Here is a 15219-nt window from a genome sequence, read left to right as displayed (position 1 = left end):
CGTACGGGCCCTACCGGAACACCGACGGCGGCGGCTGCGGCGAGGCGACCGCCGAGGCGTCCGCGACGGGCGCGGCCCCGCCGGTGAAGTCGGCGAGGGCGCGGCCGTGTTCGACGCGGCCGGGGTGCGGGTCGCTCGCCACCCGGCGGGTGAACTCCGCGACGGGCAGTTCCCGGTCGGCGGCGACGAGCACCGCGTTGCCGAAGCGCTTCCCCCGCCACACCACCGGGTCGGCGGCCAGCGCCAGTTCGGTGAACCGGGCGGCGGCGGTGGCGATCTGGCTCCGCAGGTGGGTCAGCGGCGGACCGTCCGCGAGGTTCGCCACGTACCAGCCGGTGGGTGCCAGGGCCCGGCGTACGTCGTCCAGGAACTCGGTGCTGGTCAGGTGCGCCGGGGTGCGGGCGCCGCTGAAGACGTCGGCGATGACGAGGTCGGCCCAGCCGTCCGGGATCTTGGCCAGGCCCGCCCGGGCGTCCACGGCGCGGACCCGGATCCGCGCCTGCGGGTCCAGCGGCAGGTGTTCGCGTACGAAGGCGACGAGGGCGCCGTCGATCTCGACGACCTGCTGGGTGGAGCGGGGGCGTCCGGCGGCCGTGTAGCGGGCCAGGGTGAAGGCGCCGCCGCCCAGGTGGACCACGTTCAACGGCTGCCGGGCGGGCGCGACGAGGTCGATCAGGTGGCCGATCCGGCGCTGGTACGAGAAGTCCAGGTGCCCGGGGTCGTCCAGGTCCACGTGGGACTGGGGGGCTCCGTCGATCAGCAGGGTCCAGGCGCGGGCGCGCTCGCGGTCGGGCGCCAGCTCCGCCAGGCCGCCGCCCACCTGCCCGGTGACCGGCTCCGCGCTCCCGCGCGGACCGCTGCCGCCGCCGCTGCCGCCCTTGCCGCCCCTGTTGCCCTTGCCCTTGCCCTTGCCTGCCACGGCTCCATTATGGCTGGTCAGCGCTTCAGCGACAGTTGTCGGCCGCTTCGATGAGCCGGGCGGCCTCGCCGAGCGCCGCGCGCAGCACCGCCGGATCGGTGACCGGTCCGACGGCTTCGGGCGGGAGCAGCCAGCCGGTGCCGCCGGCCGTGGGCGAGGCGGCGTCGCCGAAGCGCATGCCGCGTCCGTTGGTCTGCGTACAGGCGCTGCCGGGCAGGTCCCAGCCGTCGGCGGTGCCCGGGGGGACGAGGAAGCCGAGGGTGGCCCCGGAGCCGTCGTGCAGGACGGGGCCGACGCCGGGGGCAGTGAGGCCGGCACCGCGACGGATGATGTCGACGGCCTCCAGGCCCTGCCGGGTGGGGACGGTCACCAGGTCGGGGGCGTCGGGTGCGTCGGGGGTGTCGATGGCGGTCGCGCCGGTCTCGGGCGCGAAGTTCGTTCCAGTGCTGTCCATGCCGGCCTCCACCAAGGGAACCCCTCCTCGATCCGTATCCGCATGGGTCCAACGCGCGGGAGCGTCAACGGATGCGGCGGCAAGACGCCGCAAAGGATGGCAGTTCATGGCGGATCGCGGGTGAGATATCCGTTTTGTAGCCAAACATCGCGTGAACGGCCCTGCGCTGGCGGTACGTTCATGCGCGCCGGAGCCCTTCATGGGGCGAGTACAACCGGGATCCACTGAGATTGCCGAGCTTGTCCAGAGAGGCCACGTCCATGGCGGCGTTCCCCCACTCACCCAACTCCTCCTTCCGGCGGCTGCGCGCGGCGCACTCCCCGGCCGAGTTCGCGGCCATGGTGCGCCGGGCCGCACGGGAGATCGGCGAAACGGTTTCCTGCGACGCCCGTTACATCGGCCGGGTCGAGTCGGGCGAGATCCGCTGCCCCAACTACGCCTACGAACGCGTCTTCCTGCACATGTTCCCCGGCCGCACCCTGGCCGACCTCGGCTTCTCCCCCCGCGAGACGGTACGCGGGCGGTCGGCGCAGCGCGCCGCCCCCGAACCGCTCGCCCCCGTCCACCTCATCCACCGTTCCAAGGAGAGCGACGTGTTGCGTCGCGCGTTCATGGCGGGCGGCTCCGCGACCGTGGCGGCCGCGACGCTCAGTCTCACCCTGCTCGGCGACACCCGCCGGCTCCCCACCCGCGCCGGCGAGGCCGAGGCCGCCGCCGTCGAGGACGCCGTACGCCAGATCCGGCTGCTGGACGACCGGCACGGGGCGGACGCCCTGTACCGGCGCGCGGCCGGACCGCTGCGGACCGCCTACGCGCTCCTCGACGCGGGGGCCACCCGGCAGTCCACCGAGGACCGGCTGCACGCGGGCGCCGGGGAACTCGCCGTCTCGGTGGGCTGGCTCGCGCACGACTCCGGCCGGTTCGAGGACGCCCGCTCGCACTACGCGGAGGCGTTGGCCACCGCCCGGGTGTCGGGGGACTGCGGGCTGGAGGCCCACGCGTTCAGCAACATGGCCTTCCTCGCGCGGGACTGCGGTCGCCCCCGCGAATCGGTACGGGCCGCGCAGGCGGGCCGGCTCGCGGCCCGCTCGGTCGGCTCCCCCCGGCTGCTGTCGCTGCTGGCGCTGCGCGAGGCGGGCGGCTGGTCGGGGCTGGGCGACCGCAGGGCCTGCGAGGAGGCCCTGGCCCGGGCGCACACCGAGTTCTCCAAGGGCCCCTCGGCGGCGGACCCGGAGTGGATGTCCTTCTTCGGCGAGGCCGAACTGGAGTCGCTGGAGTCCCGCTGCTGGGCCTCCCTCGGCGAGTTCGCGCGCGCGGCCCGACACGCACGCCGGGCCGCCGACCTCCAGGACCCGCACTTCGCGCGGAACGTGGCCCTGTACACCGCCGAACTCGCCGACGACCTGGCCCGCGCGGGGGCGCCCGACGAGGCCGCCTGGGCGGGGGGCCGCGTACTGGACCTGCTCACCGAGGTCCAGTCGACGCGGATCCGGTCCATGGTGGCGGGCACGGCCAAGACCCTGGTCCCGCACCAGCGTTCCCCGCGCGTGGGCGCCTTCCTGACCCGCCACGCCTCGGCCTGAGGGCCGGGGCCGGCGGGGGGCGTCAGCTGTCGGCGGGGGCGTCAGCCGTCGAGGTGCCCGGTGTCGTTCCAGCGTTCCAGCGCGGGGGCCCCGTACGCCCAGCCCAGGACCGACAGGGAGGTCGGGTCCAGCCGGATGCGGGCTCCGAAGGAGGCCTCGAAGCCGAGCCAGCGGGCGGCGAGGGTGCGCAGGATGTGGCCGTGGGCAAAGACGAGGACATCGCGCTCCGCCGACCGGGCCCAGGCCACGACCTCGTCCGCGCGGGCCGCGACGTCGGCCACGGACTCGCCGCCGGGAACTCCGTCGCGCCAGATCAGCCAGCCCGGCCGGACCGCCTGGATCTCGGCCGGGGTCATGCCCTCGTAGTCGCCGTAGTCCCACTCCATCAGGGTGTCCCAGGGCTCCGCCCGGATCCCGAAGCCGGCCAGGTCGCAGCTCTCGCTCGCCCGGACCAGCGGGCTGGTGCGCACCTGGAGGTCGTGCAGGTCGGACCAGGGCTTGCGGGCGAGGCGTTCGCCCAGCAGCTTCGCGCCCTGCCTGCCCTCCTCCAGCAACGGCACGTCGGTGCGTCCGGTGTGCTTGCCGAGGCGCGACCAAGCCGTCTGGCCGTGGCGGGCCAGCAGGATGCGGGGAGCCATGTGAGTTTCTCCTGGTCCGTGGGGGTTCGCTCCGGTACGGGCGAATCCGTCGTCCGACCATCATCCATCACATGAACTGAGGGCAACTCCTCCCCTCCCCGCAGCGTCCTACACCGTATGACCAATCGACGGCGACCCACGTGGTGGGTGGAACTGCTGCTGCTGGCCCTCGTCTACGGGGCCTATTCCGGCGGCAGGCTCCTGGCGCGGGGCGACGTGGGCCTCGCCGTCGACCACGGGCTGGCGATCCTGCGCGTCGAGGAGCTGCTGTGGATGGACTTCGAGCGACCGCTGAATCGTCTCTTCTCCGCGTCGGGGGTCCTCGGCATACCCGCCGACTTCGTCTACGCGTCCCTGCACTACCTCGTCACCCCGGCGGTCCTGATTTGGCTCTACCACCGCCGCCCGCGCCACTACCGCGCCGCCCGGGCCTGGCTGGTGGCCTCCACCCTGCTCGGGCTCGTCGGCTTCTCCCTGCTGCCCACCTGCCCGCCCCGACTGCTCGACGCCTCGTACGGGTTCACCGACACGATGGCGCAGTTCAGCGCGTACGGCTGGTGGGGCGGCGAGGCCAGTGCCCCGCGCGGGCTCGGGTCCTTCACCAACCAGTACGCGGCGATGCCGAGCCTGCACGTCGGCTGGGCGCTGTGGTGCGGGGTGCTGCTCTGGCGGCACGCGCGCACACCGCTGGTGCGGGGGCTGGGGATCGCGTACCCCGTCCTGACGGCGGTGGTGGTCATGGGGACCGCCAACCACTACTTCCTCGACGCGGTGGCCGGGGCGGCCGTGATGGGTGCGGGCGCGCTGATCGTCCGCCGCCCGCTCGCCCTCCGCGACCGGGCGGAGGGGGCCGGGGAAGGCGTCCCGCACGGCGCGCCGGCGGCGGTTCCCGGAGGTCGGGCAGTCGGTTTCCGCGGTAAGTCCCCGATTGTCGGTGGCGGATGGGACACTTCCGCCCGTGAGCTCCTTCCCGCCCAGCGGCCGCCCGCAGCCGACCCCGCAGACGACGACACTGCGGCAGCGGCTCGCTGACCTGCGCGGCCCCGCCGTCCCGCCCCGCCCGCTCGACGCCCGGGCGCTCGCCGCGCTCGCCGCCAACCCAGGTTGCGGCAGAAGGGCCCTGCTCGACGGCGCGGGCGTGGACAAGACGGCGCTCGCGGCGGCCCTCGGTTCGCCCGCCTCCTTCGGCCAGTCCCAGTTCGCGATCGTGCGCGGCAACTCCTTCGAGGCCAAGGTCAAGGGCGACGGCGGCGCCGAGCTGCTGCGGCTGGTCCACGACCGGCTCGGCGGCGGCGCCGAGGCGCCCGGCCCCGACGCCCGCGTCCCCGACCTGACCGCCGCCGGACCCGAGGGCCGCGCCGCCCGCACCGCGCTGGCGCTGCGCGAGGCCACCACCGCCGGGGCGTGGACGCTGCTCGACCACCCGATGCTGGCCCTGGAGGTGGCGGGCACCCCCGCCTACCTGGAGCCGGACGCGGTCGTGGTGCACCCCGACGGCCGCTGGACCGTGGTGGAGATCAAGTCGTTCCCGATGATCGACGGGGTGGCCGACGCCGCGAAGGTGGGGGCCGCCGCCCGGCAGGCCGCCGTCTACGTGCTGGCGCTGGAGCGGACGGCCGGGAAGCTGGCCGAAGCCGAGGTGGGGCACCGGATCGTGCTCGTCTGCCCGAAGGACTTCTCCAACCTGCCCACCGCCGCCCTGGTCGACGTACGCCGCGAGCACGCGGTGACCCGGCGCCAGTTGGAGCGGCTGACCCGGGTCGAGGACCTCGCCGCGGCCCTGCCCGAGGGGCTCTGCTTCGATCCGGCCCGATCGGCCGAGGAGCTCGACGAGGCCGTCTCGGCCGTCACCGCGGCCTACGCCCCGGAGTGCCTGGCCGCCTGCGAGCTGGCCTTCCACTGTCGCGAGCGGTCCCGCGCCGCGGGCGATCCGGGCGCGCTGGGTCGTTCCGTACGGGGCGAACTGGGCGGCCTGACCACCGTGGAGGCGGCCCTCGCGGCGGCCTCCGGGGCCGGCCCCGCCGACGACCCCACCGCGGCCGTCCTGCACCACGCGGCCCGGCTGCGCGCCGAGGCCCTGGAGCAGGCCGCGGCACGTCCCCCGCACCACGCCCCGGAGACCCCCGAATGCCCCTGCTGAGCACCCTGGCCCGGTTGGAGGCGGTCCGCGCGGGCCGTGCCCAGCCGCTGGCGACCGTACGGCACCGCCACCTGGGCCCGCGCCCGATGGTCCTCGTACCGCTGACCACCGCGGGCGAGGCGGGCGCTCCGCTCGGCGCGATGGTGGGCACCGACCGGGACGAACCGCGGGTGTTCGTGATACCCCAGCCCCGCGACCGCGACCTGCGCTGGGCGTTCCTGGCGGAGCTGGCCGTCCACGTGCTGGCGCACATCGACGCGTACGCGGACACCGTCGAGCCGGCCGAGCGGACGGAGACGGACCCGGAGAGCGGCAAGCGCGTCAAGGTCGAGACCGAGCTGTGCGTGGACGCGCCGCAGCTGATCGTGCCCAGCCGCGCGGGCATCGAGTACGTGCGCCTGCTCGGCCGCTCCATGCGGTTCCGGCGCACCGCCGAGGAGGATCCGGAGAACCCGTACCCGGCGCCGTCGCAGGTGCCGATGCTGGGCCGCTGGTTCTCGCACCTCGCCGAACGCTCCCGGGTGCCCGGCTCCTCGATGCTGCTGTCGGCGACCGATCTGCTGTCCCGGCACTGGGCCACGGGCCAGAGCAACCTGGAGGACCAGCACCTGGGCGCGCTGCTGGGTTGGATCGACCCGCCCGCGGGCACCTCGGGCGAGCGGGCGGCGTACGAGGCGGAACTCGCCCGTGACGGGCAGGGCCGGTTGTCCTGCCCCCCGGCCGGCCCGGCGACCGATCCGGTGTTCGACAACACGCTGCTGGCGCCGGCCATCGCCCGCTTCGACGCGGCCCGCTCGGCCCTGGAGGCCGGGACCGCTGGTGACGGTCCGGTGCGCTTGGCCGAGGGGGCCGTGCGCACCCTGGTCGTCTCGCAGATGGAGCACGCCTGGCGGCACACCTGGCAGGCGCTCGACCTGGTGCGCGCCCTGCCGCCGGGCGAGCGGACCGAGGAGCGCTGGACCCGCGACCGCTGGTCCTACACCGGCCACCGGGACCGCGTCCGGGCGGGCGAGCCGCCGCAGCCGCGCCGCGACGACGCGGTGACCGCGGCGCAGAAGCTCGCCACCCGGGAGACCGAGCAGGTGCGTCTGGACGCCCAGGAGGCGCTCGACGACCCGCTGGTCATGGCGGGTCGGCGGCTCGCGGGCGAGGCGTTCGCCGGTGAGGTCACCGAGGTGGTGATGGAGTGGACGGACTCCAAGCGGCCCAGTCCGCGCCCGCTGGTGACGGTGGCGACGGAGGACCGGCCGCAGCTCTCCGAGGACGGCGGCGGCAAGGTGTACCGCTCGCTGGACGGCCGCCCCCAGTCGGCGCTGTTCGTGCGCCGGGAGGACGACGGACACCTCGTGCTGCGACTGCTGGACAAGATGGGCCGCACCCGGGAACCGGAGCCGGGCTCGGTGCCGGAGAAGGGCGACCGGATCTGCTGGACGCTGTTCGAGCACGACGCGCGCGGCGGACCGAAGCTGCCCGACCCGGAGAACACCCCGTGGACGCACGGAGGGCCGCCCGGATCGGCGGCGTCCGCCCCCGGGGGCCCGCTGCCCGACGCCGTGACCGACGAGGACATCCTTTGACCGCCTTCGACCCGGGCGCGGTCGCCGCCCAGGCGACCGCCGCCATCCTGCGCGACACCCTGCACGGCACCGAGCGGGGCGTGGTGGTGGATTCGCCGCCCGGGGCCGGGAAGTCGACGCTCGTGGTGCGCGCCGCGCGGGAACTGGCCGCGGCCGGACGCCGGCTGATGGTGGTCGCGCAGACCAACGCCCAGGTCGACGACCTGGTGCTGCGGCTGCACGACAAGGACCCGGAGCTGAAGGTGGGCCGGCTGCACAGCAGCGACGGCGACGCCTACGACCCGGCGCTGCGCGAGCTGCCGTCGGTCACCCTGTCGTCGAAGCCGGGTGACCTCGCCGAGCTGCCCATCACCCTGTCGACGGCGGCGAAGTGGGCGTACGTGAAGGACGTCGAGCCGTGGGAACACGCCATCGTGGACGAGGCGTACCAGATGCGCTCGGACGCGCTGCTGGCCGTGGCGGGGCTGTTCGACCGGGCGCTCTTCGTGGGCGATCCGGGCCAGCTCGACCCGTTCAGCGTGGTCGGCGCCGAGCAGTGGGCGGGCTTGTCGTACGACCCTTCGGCGTCGGCGGTCTCCACGCTGCTGGCGCACAACCCGGGGTTGCCGCAGCACCGGCTGCCGGTGTCGTGGCGGCTCCCGGCGACGGCCGCGCCGCTGGTCTCGCGCGCCTTCTACCCGTACACCCGGTTCCGCAGCGGCACCGATCACGGCGACCGGCGGCTCTCGTACGGGGTCGCGGGCGACGGTTCGGGCCCCGACCGGGTGCTGGACGAGGCCGCCGAGGCGGGCTGGGGGTTGCTGGAGCTGCCCGCGCGGCACACCCCGCGCACCGACCCGGAGGCCGTGCGGGCGGTGGCGCTGGTGGTCCGTCGGGCCCTGGACCGGGGCGCGGTCACGGTCGACGAGCAGTCCCCGGACCCGTCGCCGCTGACGGCGGACCGGATCGCCGTCGGCACCGCGCACCGCGACCAGGCGGCCGCGGTGCGCGCCGCCCTGGCCGCGCTGGGCGTGTCCGGGGTGACCGTGGACACCGCTAACCGGTTGCAGGGCCGCGAGTACGACCTGACGGTGGTGCTGCACCCGTTGTCGGGCCGCCCGGACGCCACCGCCTTCCACCTGGAGACGGGCCGGCTGTGCGTGCTGGCCTCCCGGCACCGCCACGCCTGTGTGGTGGTGGCCCGGGCGGGCATAGCGGACCTGCTGGACGCCCACCCGTCGACGGAGCCGGTACAGCTCGGGGTCACGGTGAAGTTCCCGGACGGTTGGGAGGCGAACCATTCGGTGCTGGCGCACCTGGCCGAGCACCGCGTGGCCTGGCGGCCCTGACGGGGCGTCCCGCGGGCCGACTTTGACATAGTGCGCGGCCCGCGTTTTCCCAGGTGGGGGGTCCGTGGTCACAATGGCGGCCGTTCAGCACGGTGCGGCCGCCTCCGGCCGCACCACGGCACCACCCACGGGGAGTTCATCCATCATGACCCGCCTGCACGTCATCTCCGCCGCCACCCGGCCCACCTCCAGCGGCCGTCCGCTCGCCGCCTGGGTCGCGGACCGGGCCCGCGCCCACGGCGCCTTCGAGGTGACCCCGGTGGACCTGGCCGAGATCGCGCTGCCGTTCCTGGACGAGCCCGAGTACGCCTCCAGCGGCGTCTACGCGCACCAGCACACCCGCGACTGGAGCGCCCTGGTCTCCTCCGCCGACGCGTTCCTGTTCGTGCTGCCGATGTACAACGGCGGGTTCACCGCGCCGTTCAAGAACGCCGTCGACTTCCTCTACAGCGAGTGGCAGGACAAGGCGGTCGGTCTGGTCAGCTACAGCGCGGGTCCGACGGGCGGCGTCCCGGCCGCGGAGATGCTGCTGCCCGTCCTGACCCGGCTGGGCATGCTGGCGGCCGAGCGTTCGGCGTCCGTCCCGGGCGTCAACGCCCTGATCGGGGAGGCGGGCTTCGAGGCCCCGGCCGGGCTGGCGGATCAGCTGGACGGGGTCCTCGACGACGTCGCGGCGCTGGCGAAGGAGCGCGTCACCGTGTGACGCGGGGCACTCTTGCGCGACGTTGGACAATGGAGGGTGGCCCGGAAGCATTTCGCACGCGCAGCAGGAGGACACGCATGGCAGAGCCCGAGCGGACCGAGCGGAGGCTGCGGCCGGCGCCGTTGCTCTTCGAGCCCTCGGCGGCCGCCACGGACCCGGAGCACTTCTTCGACCTGGAATCCATCGAGGACCCGCGTGAGCTGCTGGCCCGGGCCACCGAGCTGACGCTGGCCTTCCGGGCGGCGCACGACCGGGCCGTGGAGTTCCAGGCCCTGGCGGCGGCCCAGCTGGCGGATCCCCGCCGCTTCGACCGGATCCCGCCGGAGGCGATCGCGGAGGTCGCGGAGTGGACCGAGGACTACGCGCGCAAGATGATCGAGTTCGGCGAGGACCTCCAGCGCGGCGCCGCCCCCGACGGACCGTAGGCGTGCCGGCCGTCGGGCGGGTGCGATCCCGTACCCGCCCGACGGAGGCACCTGGCATATGCGGGGCGCAACATACCCCAGCGCCGCCCGCCCTGTCCCGGTTTTCGGTAACTCCCGGGAACGGTCACATCACACCCGGTAGACCTTGGGCATGACGACGCTGACGACGGCCACCGGCTACCCCTCCCTCGACGGCACGGAAGGACGCCCCGCGTCCGCGACCCACGTCACACCGCAGGGCGCCGCCTGGCTGGCCTCCGCGTCCGCCCGGCCCGAGCACACCCTCGCCGCCTGGCGGGCGAGGCCCGCCACGCCCGCCGCGCTGCCCTGCGGGACCGCGTTCGACGTCGTCAACGTCCCGGTCGTACTGGGCCGCCGGATGCTCGACCTGCTGTGGGAGCGGGGTCCCGGCTCCGGCCCGGCGGCCGTGCACCGCGGCCGGATGCTGCTCTTCGCCACCCCCGGGACGGCCCAGCGACTGCCGGCCCTGCTCGCCTGGGAGGAGTGGAGCCCGGCCGCGCCGGCGCCGCTGTGCCACGGCCTCGGCGACGCCGTCACGGTGCCTCCGCTGACCGCCGCGCCCGGCCCCTCCCGCTGGCTCGTCGCGCCCGATTCCCGGCTCCCCCGGCTGCCCGGCCCGGACGCGCTGCTGTGGGCGTTCCTGCACGCCACCCGGGGTGCGGCGACGATTTTTCCTTCGGCGGATCCTGGTGCTAATGTCTACGACGTCAGCAAGCGCCGCTAGCTCAGTTGGTTAGAGCAGCTGACTCTTAATCAGCGGGTCCGGGGTTCGAGTCCCTGGCGGCGCACAGACGGAAGAAGGCCCCCCACGCGAGTGGGGGGCCTTCTTCGTGTTCCGTACCGCGCGCATGGCTACGTGGTGATCTTCACCGTGTAGGCGCCGGACCGGGTGCGGTCGGCGACCTCGATCGTGATGCCCTCCCCCGGCACGGTGAAGGCCTCGCCGACCTCCAGGGGCGCGTCCGCCAGCGGCGGGTACACCGAGCGGTCCCAGCAGGCCTCCGTGCGCGGGTGCGCGTCCAGGACCTCGATGGGCCCGCCGCCGGACGACGCCTCGTTGCGCACCCGGTAGACCAGCACCCCCTCGGTGCAGGTCTCCCCGTCGTTGCCGACCGAACCCCGCGCCTCGACCGCGATCGCGCTGCCGGGGCCCGTACGGATCACCGCCAGCCGGGTGCCGCCGGTGCTGCCGGGCGCCGGGACCTGGGCGAGCGGCTGGAGGGTGTGCATCGAGGAGCCGGACCGTACGCAGTCCACCTGCGAGCGGTCCAGCCAGCCCAGCTTCCACTTGTGCCACGCGAACAGGTCGGGGGCCATGCCGAACTGGCTGCCCATGACGTCCCAGTCGCCGACGTAGGTGTCCCAGTCGCCCTTGCCGTCCGACGGCCGGTGGTAGAGGTCGGGCAGGTCGAAGACGTGCCCGGTCTCGTGGGCGAGGACGTTGCGGTCCGGCGGGTGCCGCTCGAAGACGGTGACGATCCGGCGCAGCGGCGTCCCGTCGGCGGTCAGCGGTCGGTCGAAGTTGACGACCTTGGTGGCGTCGGAGTCCACCCCGGGCGCTTCCGGATCGGCGACGAAGTAGACGACGTCGTACGCGCTGAAGTCCACCTCCGGGTCCGCGACGGCGACCGCGTCCCGCAGGTAGGCCGCCCGGTCCGCGGGGGCCCAGTCCCGCCTTATCCCGTACTCGGTGGACGGCTTGGGCATCCGGATCCACTGCTTCTGGGGATGGGGGACCAGCCGGAACCGCCCGTACGAGGCCCGCTCGAAGAAGTCGCTGGTAGCGGGGAAGTAGTCGGAGGTCAGCTGGTCCGGCGTGAGGCCGGTGCGGTGGTCGGGGAAGGAGAGGAACACCATGACCGCGTTGAGGGTGCGTTCCGGCTTCGGATAGGCGCGGTTCCAGGTGTCGAGGCCGAGCGAGTGGTGCGCCGCCGTACGGGTCAGGGCGCAGGGGCCCGCCTCGGAGTCGGCCGCGGCGGGGGCGGCGATCAGCGACATGGCCGCGAGGGCCGCCATGGAGGTGAGGACCGCCGCGGCACTTCGGGCGCGGGAGCCGTCCACTCCCCCGGGTGTCTGCTGTCGCGGCACATCGACCTCCGGTGGTGGATTAGTGACCTTTCATCCACTTTGAGGCGATTGTCTTACTAATGCCTTGTTCCGGTGCCCCACACGAGTGAGCGCTACGGCAAGACGGTGACCCCCGGGGTTCACGCACACGCATACGGAACGTCACGATCGATCACCGGGGATCAGGTGCGACCCCCGCTCGCTCACAGGTGTGCGGAAACGATCACCCCGGGATCACCGGCGGAGTGTCCGACGGGGCGTCAGTACGGCGCCGCCGCGACGAAGGACCGTGTTCCGTACGGCGACGCCGCTGGATAGGGCCTCCCGGCAGCCTCTATGATCGGCACACTTTCCTGCACGGACACTCACGAGCACTGCGGGAGCCAACGGTGAGCGGAACCTCAGAGGGGACCGGTTCGGCGGCCGACAGCATCCGATCGGCCGTTACGGAGCGTCACCCGGCAGTGCCGGCCGTTCCTGGCATGGCGGCGGCGCCGGCCAGGTTCGCGACGGAACCACTCGACTACCGGGCCGCCTTCGACGCGGCCCACCTCGCGATGGCCGTCGTCGGCCGCGACGGCGACGTCATCGCCGCCAACCAGGCCCTCGCCGGACTGCTGGGCGCCGAGCCGCGCGCGCTGGTCGGGCAGTCGGCGGCCGACCTGGTGGACCTGGCGGCCGAGGCCCGGACCTGGCAGGCGTACCAGGAGGTGCTGCGCGGACGGCAGGCCCGGCTGCGCTGCACGCGCCGCCTCAAGCACCCCGACGGGCATTCGTTGTGGACGGAGGTCACCCTGGGGCCGGTCCCCGGCACCAAGGACGTCCTGCTGTCGGTCGCCGACATCAGCGACCGGCGCGACCTCCAGGCCCGGCTGCGCCACCTCCAGATGCACGACCCGGTGACCCGGCTCCCCAACCGGGCGCTGTTCTTCGAGCGGCTCTCGGCCGCGCTGGAGGCCTCCGCGTACGGGAAGGGGGGAACGGGCCGGATCGGCCTGTGCTACCTCGACCTGGACGGCTTCAAGGCCGTCAACGACACCATGGGGCACCGGGTCGGGGACCGGCTGCTGACGGCGGTCGCGGCCCGGCTGACCCAGTGCGCGGACCAGTCCGGGTACGGGCGCACCGGCGGGCACCTGGTGGCGCGGCTCGGCGGCGACGAATTCGCGCTGCTCGTGGAGGACTCCACCGGCACCGACCAGCTCACGGACCTGGCGCGGAGCGTACTGGCCGCCGTGCAGGAGCCGTTCGACCTGGCCGGGCAGCGGCTGTCGGTGTCCGCGTCGATCGGCGTCGTGGAACGCGACGCGGAGGGGACGACGGCGACCGGGTTGATGCAGGCCGCCGATACGACGCTGTACTGGGCGAAGGCGGACGGCAAGGCCCGCTGGACGCTCTTCGACCCGGAACGCAACGCGCACCGGATGACCCGGCAGGCGTTGTCCTCGACGCTCCGACCGGCGGTGGAGCGCGGCGAGTTCGAGCTGGAGTACCAGCCGCTGGTGGATCTGGAGAGCGGCGCGGTGCGCGGGGTGGAGGCCCTCGTGCGCTGGAACCACCCGCAGTTCGGCACGTTGACGCCGAATCGGTTCATCGGCATCGCCGAGGAGGACGGTTCGATCGTCCAGCTGGGCGGCTGGGTGCTGCGGACCGCCTGCCGGCAGGCCCGGCGCTGGCAGATCGAACAACCCAGTGACGCACCGGTGTTCGTGTCGGTGAACGTGGCGGTGCGGCAGGTGTGGGACTCCGACCTCGTCGGCGACGTCGCCGAGATCCTCGCCGAGACGGGGCTGGCCCCGCAGCTGCTCCAGCTGGAGCTGACGGAGTCCGCCGTCATGGGCTCGGCGGGCCGCCCGCTCCAGGCCCTCCAGGCACTGAGCGACATGGGCGTACGGATCGCCATCGACGACTTCGGCACCGGCTACTCGAACCTGGCCTACCTGAGCCGGCTTCCCGTGTCGGTCCTGAAGCTGGACGGCTCCTTCGTGCACGGCTTCCGCTACGAGGACGGGGCGCACCCGAACCCGGCCGACGAGACCATCGTGGAGGCGCTGGTGCAGCTCGCCCACCGGCTGGGCCTGACGGTCACCGCGGAGTGCGTGGAAACCGCCGGCCAGGCCGCGAGGCTGCGGCGCGTGGGCTGCGACACGGGCCAGGGCTGGCTGTACTCCCGGGCGGTGGCCCCGGACGTGATCGCCCGCATGATCGGCCGCCAGGCCGCGGCCCCGCACCCCGCGGTCTGAGGGGCTGCGGGGCGGCGGGTCCGTCCGGTCAGAGGCTCCGCACGAAGACGGCGAACGCCTCGGGCGCCACCGCGAAGACGGGACCCCCGAGGTTCTTGGAATCCCGCACGGCGACCCGGCAGGGCTGGGGGGCGACTTCGACACACTCGCCGCCGTTGGAGCCGCTGCACGAGGCCTTGCGCCAGGTGGCTCCGGCCAGGGGCGCGCACTCAACGCAGTCGCCGCCGGTGTTGCCGCTGTAAGACGACTTACGCCACCGCGCGCCGGTCAGGTCCTGGCTGATGCCCATAACGTTCCTCCATTACGCGGGTGATCAACGCCGCAGACTCCTCCACCGAAAGGGCAGCGGCTTGCAGGAGAGCGTAACGAAGGGCAGCTTCCTTGACCGTGTCCGGGTTGGCCGTCATGTGCCCGCAGATGAGATCTTCCGTGTAGACGAGATCGGGGTCCTTGTCGAAGCGCAGCGTGTTGAACGACCCGATAAGGCTTGCGTGTTCACCGGCCGCGAAAGGTAGAACCTGAATTTTGGTCCAGCGCTTGTCGCGAAAACTCAACAGGTGGGAAAGCTGGTCCCGCATCACTTCCGGGCCACCGATCGGCCGGTACAGGGCTGCCTCGTCGAGCACCACCCAGACCATGGGGGGATGTTCGCGATGGAGCACTCGTTGCCGTTCCATGCGACCGGCGACGAGTTCGTCCAAGTTGTCCGGGAGCCCCGATGACAGAACGGCCCGTGCGTACGCCTCTGTCTGCAACAGCCCGTACACCAGTTGCGCTTGATAGGTCGAGATGGACGCCGCTCGGGCCTCCATCTCCGCGTACGCCTGAAACCACGTCGGCAAGACGCTCCGCAGGACCAGCCCCACCAAGCGGGAGAAGTGCCCGTCCGTATCCAACGCCGCGTCCAGCCGTTCGGAGAAGTCGCGAGTAGGGACGCGGGCGGTGGTCTCCACCTGGCCGATCAGGGAGCCGGTGCAGTAGATGACGGCGCCCAACTGCGTCTGTTTCAGGCCAGCCGCTTCGCGCAGCCGACGCAGTTCGGAGCCGTAGTAGTCCAGCGGCGAGGCGCTGGGATCGAGGTCGCGGGTCAGGACCACGGGACGGTCACCCCCATGCATGCG

15 protein-coding genes and 1 tRNA gene are annotated in these 15219 nt (G+C 73.5%); 10 read left to right on the top strand and 6 right to left on the bottom strand.

What is annotated here, in order from left to right; all coding sequences use genetic code 11:
* Positions 1 to 10: 10 nt before the first annotated feature.
* Both ACFY0I_RS25900 and ACFY0I_RS25895 read right to left on the bottom strand, forming a co-directional pair.
* The gene (locus tag ACFY0I_RS25900; protein ID WP_388900271.1) at positions 11 to 919 is read right to left on the bottom strand and encodes a spermidine synthase; all 909 of its coding nucleotides are present in this window, start codon (positions 917 to 919) and stop codon (positions 11 to 13) included.
* Positions 920 to 944: 25 nt separating this feature from the next.
* Positions 945 to 1373, bottom strand: a complete 429-nt coding sequence (locus ACFY0I_RS25895) for a hypothetical protein (RefSeq protein WP_388900268.1) — start codon at positions 1371 to 1373, stop codon at positions 945 to 947.
* Between the two features lie 260 nt (positions 1374 to 1633).
* Between ACFY0I_RS25895 and ACFY0I_RS25890 the strand changes: the two genes are divergently transcribed.
* Positions 1634 to 2956, top strand: a complete 1323-nt coding sequence (locus ACFY0I_RS25890; protein WP_388900427.1) for a tetratricopeptide repeat protein — start codon at positions 1634 to 1636, stop codon at positions 2954 to 2956.
* Positions 2957 to 2997: 41 nt separating this feature from the next.
* On the opposite strand, the gene ACFY0I_RS25885 is transcribed toward ACFY0I_RS25890, so the two are convergent.
* Positions 2998 to 3594: a histidine phosphatase family protein gene (locus ACFY0I_RS25885; protein WP_388900265.1), complete on the bottom strand. Its 597-nt coding sequence runs from the start codon at positions 3592 to 3594 to the stop codon at positions 2998 to 3000.
* 117 nt (positions 3595 to 3711) lie between these two features.
* Between ACFY0I_RS25885 and ACFY0I_RS25880 the strand changes: the two genes are divergently transcribed.
* From ACFY0I_RS25880 to ACFY0I_RS25845, 8 genes are all read left to right on the top strand, one after another.
* Positions 3712 to 4626, top strand: a complete 915-nt coding sequence (locus ACFY0I_RS25880; RefSeq protein WP_388900262.1) for a phosphatase PAP2 family protein — start codon at positions 3712 to 3714, stop codon at positions 4624 to 4626.
* Positions 4553 to 5734 carry a hypothetical protein gene (locus ACFY0I_RS25875; RefSeq protein WP_388900259.1) on the top strand — a complete coding sequence of 394 codons (1182 nt, stop codon included), beginning with the start codon at positions 4553 to 4555 and terminating at the stop codon, positions 5732 to 5734. The genes ACFY0I_RS25880 and ACFY0I_RS25875 overlap by 74 nt, the downstream gene beginning before the upstream one ends.
* Positions 5722 to 7311, top strand: coding sequence for a hypothetical protein (locus ACFY0I_RS25870; RefSeq protein ID WP_388900256.1), 1590 nt, complete (start codon positions 5722 to 5724; stop codon positions 7309 to 7311). The genes ACFY0I_RS25875 and ACFY0I_RS25870 overlap by 13 nt, the downstream gene beginning before the upstream one ends.
* Positions 7308 to 8639: an AAA domain-containing protein gene (locus ACFY0I_RS25865; RefSeq protein WP_388900253.1), complete on the top strand. Its 1332-nt coding sequence runs from the start codon at positions 7308 to 7310 to the stop codon at positions 8637 to 8639. The genes ACFY0I_RS25870 and ACFY0I_RS25865 overlap by 4 nt, the downstream gene beginning before the upstream one ends.
* Positions 8640 to 8784: 145 nt before the next feature.
* Positions 8785 to 9342 carry an NADPH-dependent FMN reductase gene (locus ACFY0I_RS25860; RefSeq protein ID WP_388900250.1) on the top strand — a complete coding sequence of 186 codons (558 nt, stop codon included), beginning with the start codon at positions 8785 to 8787 and terminating at the stop codon, positions 9340 to 9342.
* Positions 9343 to 9419: 77 nt separating this feature from the next.
* Positions 9420 to 9767: a hypothetical protein gene (locus ACFY0I_RS25855; protein ID WP_388900247.1), complete on the top strand. Its 348-nt coding sequence runs from the start codon at positions 9420 to 9422 to the stop codon at positions 9765 to 9767.
* Positions 9768 to 9918: 151 nt separating this feature from the next.
* On the top strand, positions 9919 to 10512 hold the full coding sequence (locus ACFY0I_RS25850) for a bifunctional DNA primase/polymerase (protein ID WP_388900244.1): 594 nt from the start codon (positions 9919 to 9921) through the stop codon (positions 10510 to 10512).
* Positions 10503 to 10576: transfer RNA gene (locus ACFY0I_RS25845), tRNA-Lys, on the top strand. Before ACFY0I_RS25850 ends, ACFY0I_RS25845 begins: the two co-directional genes overlap by 10 nt.
* A 64-nt stretch (positions 10577 to 10640) precedes the next feature.
* Here ACFY0I_RS25845 and ACFY0I_RS25840 read toward each other — a convergent pair.
* Positions 10641 to 11876, bottom strand: coding sequence for a M6 family metalloprotease domain-containing protein (locus ACFY0I_RS25840; RefSeq protein ID WP_388900242.1), 1236 nt, complete (start codon positions 11874 to 11876; stop codon positions 10641 to 10643).
* Positions 11877 to 12244: 368 nt separating this feature from the next.
* Here ACFY0I_RS25840 and ACFY0I_RS25835 point away from each other — a divergent pair, with 368 nt between their 5' ends.
* Positions 12245 to 14098, top strand: a complete 1854-nt coding sequence (locus ACFY0I_RS25835) for a putative bifunctional diguanylate cyclase/phosphodiesterase (RefSeq protein WP_388900239.1) — start codon at positions 12245 to 12247, stop codon at positions 14096 to 14098.
* 28 nt (positions 14099 to 14126) lie between these two features.
* On the opposite strand, the gene ACFY0I_RS25830 is transcribed toward ACFY0I_RS25835, so the two are convergent.
* Both ACFY0I_RS25830 and ACFY0I_RS25825 read right to left on the bottom strand, forming a co-directional pair.
* Positions 14127 to 14387 (bottom strand): DUF397 domain-containing protein, encoded by a 261-nt coding sequence (locus ACFY0I_RS25830; RefSeq protein WP_388900236.1) that lies wholly within the window; start codon positions 14385 to 14387, stop codon positions 14127 to 14129.
* Complete coding sequence (locus ACFY0I_RS25825; RefSeq protein ID WP_388900233.1) at positions 14347 to 15195, bottom strand: helix-turn-helix domain-containing protein; 849 nt, start codon at positions 15193 to 15195, stop codon at positions 14347 to 14349. Before ACFY0I_RS25825 ends, ACFY0I_RS25830 begins: the two co-directional genes overlap by 41 nt.
* Positions 15196 to 15219: the final 24 nt, after the last annotated feature.

The sequence above is a fragment of the Streptomyces sp. NPDC001568 genome, assembly GCF_042893755.1.
Taxonomy (GTDB): Bacteria; Actinomycetota; Actinomycetes; order Streptomycetales; family Streptomycetaceae; genus Streptomyces.
The sequence above is the reverse complement of the archived record's forward strand: the minus strand, read 5'-3'. Positions and strand labels throughout refer to the sequence as shown.

Bases quoted from the DNA above. Each gene is read 5' to 3' on its own strand.
- ACFY0I_RS25895 (WP_388900268.1), bottom strand. From the start codon at position 1,373: ATGGACAGCACTGGAACGAACTTCGCGCCCGAGACCGGCGCGACCGCC.
- ACFY0I_RS25890 (WP_388900427.1), top strand. From the start codon at position 1,634: ATGGCGGCGTTCCCCCACTCACCCAACTCCTCCTTCCGGCGGCTGCGC.
- ACFY0I_RS25885 (WP_388900265.1), bottom strand. From the start codon at position 3,594: ATGGCTCCCCGCATCCTGCTGGCCCGCCACGGCCAGACGGCTTGGTCG.
- ACFY0I_RS25880 (WP_388900262.1), top strand. From the start codon at position 3,712: ATGACCAATCGACGGCGACCCACGTGGTGGGTGGAACTGCTGCTGCTG.
- ACFY0I_RS25870 (WP_388900256.1), top strand. From the start codon at position 5,722: ATGCCCCTGCTGAGCACCCTGGCCCGGTTGGAGGCGGTCCGCGCGGGC.
- ACFY0I_RS25860 (WP_388900250.1), top strand. From the start codon at position 8,785: ATGACCCGCCTGCACGTCATCTCCGCCGCCACCCGGCCCACCTCCAGC.
- ACFY0I_RS25855 (WP_388900247.1), top strand. From the start codon at position 9,420: ATGGCAGAGCCCGAGCGGACCGAGCGGAGGCTGCGGCCGGCGCCGTTG.
- ACFY0I_RS25850 (WP_388900244.1), top strand. From the start codon at position 9,919: ATGACGACGCTGACGACGGCCACCGGCTACCCCTCCCTCGACGGCACG.
- ACFY0I_RS25830 (WP_388900236.1), bottom strand. From the start codon at position 14,387: ATGGGCATCAGCCAGGACCTGACCGGCGCGCGGTGGCGTAAGTCGTCT.